Here is a 2,166-nt window from a genome sequence, read left to right as displayed (position 1 = left end):
ATGATGATAGGAGGCTTTTTGAGTTTCTTTGTCTTGAGGGTGCCCAAGCTGGGTTAAGCTGGATTACTATTTTGAGAAAAAGAGAAAACTATAGAGCAGCTTTTGACAATTTTGATGTAGAAAAAATAGCCTTATATGACGAAGAAAAGGTAAATCTACTCATGCAGGATTCAGGAATCATTCGTAATAGAAGGAAGATAGAAGCAATAGTACAAAACGCAAAAGCATTTATTAAGATTCAGAAGGAATATGAAAGCTTTGATAAATATATATGGGAATTTGTTGGAGGTACACCTAAGGAAAACAGCTGGAGCAGTTTAGCAGAAGTACCTGCAAAAACTCTAGAATCTAAGGCTATGAGCAAGGAACTGATAAAAAGAGGATTTAAATTTGTTGGAGAGACTATTTGTTATTCATTCATGCAAGCCACCGGAATGGTCAATGATCACATTACTGAATGTTTCCGATATAAAGAATTGAGAATATCAAAGTAGCCAATAAAGGTAATGAGCTTGAAGTATGCATAATAGCTAATTTGATAATAATAAAAGCATAAATAGATTCTTTAGACCAGCTAGTAAAAGTCAATAATTTTTTATAAAAAAATTATTGAGTAAAAATAGGCATCACAAAAAATCCATTGAAAATTACGAACAATGGAAAACGACTCCTAATTATTTCAGCCGTTAGGCTGCAGGTAAGGATTTATTATTAAGATACATTTTTGAGTGTATCTTAGGATCACGTAGTTCATACTCTTTTTGGTTTTTAAGAACAGAGAATATGTAGTTAATTAACTTATGCATTATTGCTACTAAACCTACTTTTTTATTTTTACCTTTCATATTCTCGTTATAGAAATTAAGTAGAACTATATTTATAGGTTCACCATTTCTAGTCTTACGTATAGACGCTAACGCGACAGCGTATAAGGCCCTACGGCCTATTCTGGTACCTCGTTTAGACATGACATTCCTGTCACTGTTAAACTTACCAGATTGACTAACAGATGGGTCTAAACCAAAATAAGCAACTAAGTGCTTAGGCTTAACAAAACCTTTAATATCTCCAATTTCACTCATGATTGTAATGGAGGTTAATTCACCAACACCTGGTATTGAGTAAAGCAGCTTAACATTTTTTTTAAATTGTTCGGAAATTCTATCGCTACACAATAATAGATGTATTTCATTTAATAGATTTTCGATTTGAATCTCGAATGACTCTATAACGGCAATTGTGTTAATAACTTTTACAAATAAACTAGGTGATTTTAGACCAATATAAACGGCTTCATTAGCAGCATCAATAAGCTTTTTATATGTTTTTTCACTATATGCTTGTCCTTTTCTTGAATGCATAGATATAAGCCTAATAAGTTCGTTCTTATCAGCATTTAAGATTGCTTCAGGACTAGAATAACATTTTAAAATAGCAATTGATGTTTTCCCAGTAATATCTGAAAAAACAGAGTTATAACTTGGAAATACAACCCTTAAATCAGTAGAAAGCTTTTTCTTAAATGTAGATTTACTATCAGTAAATTTATAGTAATCTCTGCAAAGAGATTTTAAAGTGTAAATTTCAACATCAAAAACAGAAGAATATTTAACATTTTGAAATTTACCTATATTAGCAATGGTTAACGCATCTTTTTTATCATTTTTCACTTTTCTTATGTCACCATTCTTGTTACAATTAGTAATGAGTGGATTAAGGATACATACTTCAAATGTATCTTTAAGAAAGTGGAAAAGAGTGAGATGGTATACGCCAGTAGATTCCATGAAAATTGCCGTTTTCATGTTAAACTCTTCTTCCGCTTTTTTTATTTGATCTACTAGGTAATCAAAACCATTTCTATTATGCATAATCTTAAAAGGCTTTCTATGAATTTCACCGTCAGGTGTAAGGATAGCAACTACTGAAAAATCTGCCGATACATCAATTCCAACTGTTGGTCTATTAAAAAATTTACTCATATATGTTATCTCCTTTGTTTGTGAGATAGAATAGATATTCCATTTCTATCAGTAATTTTGTAACCTTGTTTGTGACACAGGTAATTCCCAAAAGGAAACCTAACCAGCTAAACACAGAATTCTCACTGATGGAATGATACGCTATTTTACGGGTATTTATGACTCGATAGAGTCACTTCCCAGG

Annotated in this window: 2 protein-coding genes; one reads left to right on the top strand and one right to left on the bottom strand. The window is 31.6% G+C overall.

The genetic code is table 11. The annotated features are described in order from the left end of the window. A partial coding sequence (locus ACPUYX_RS20805) for a DNA-3-methyladenine glycosylase I (RefSeq protein ID WP_426381491.1) occupies positions 1 to 494 on the top strand: 494 nt, incomplete at its 5' end. A gap of 192 nt (positions 495 to 686) precedes the next feature. Here the strand turns inward: ACPUYX_RS20805 and ACPUYX_RS20800 are convergent. Continuing rightward, positions 687 to 1,982, bottom strand: coding sequence for an IS110 family transposase (locus tag ACPUYX_RS20800; RefSeq protein WP_426381490.1), 1,296 nt, complete (start codon positions 1,980 to 1,982; stop codon positions 687 to 689). Between the last annotated feature and the right edge of the window lie 184 nt (positions 1,983 to 2,166).

The sequence above is a fragment of the Desulfosporosinus sp. SYSU MS00001 genome, assembly GCF_049943955.1.
Lineage (GTDB): Bacteria > Bacillota > Desulfitobacteriia > Desulfitobacteriales > Desulfitobacteriaceae > Desulfosporosinus.
This window is presented reverse-complemented; position numbering and strand designations above follow the sequence as displayed.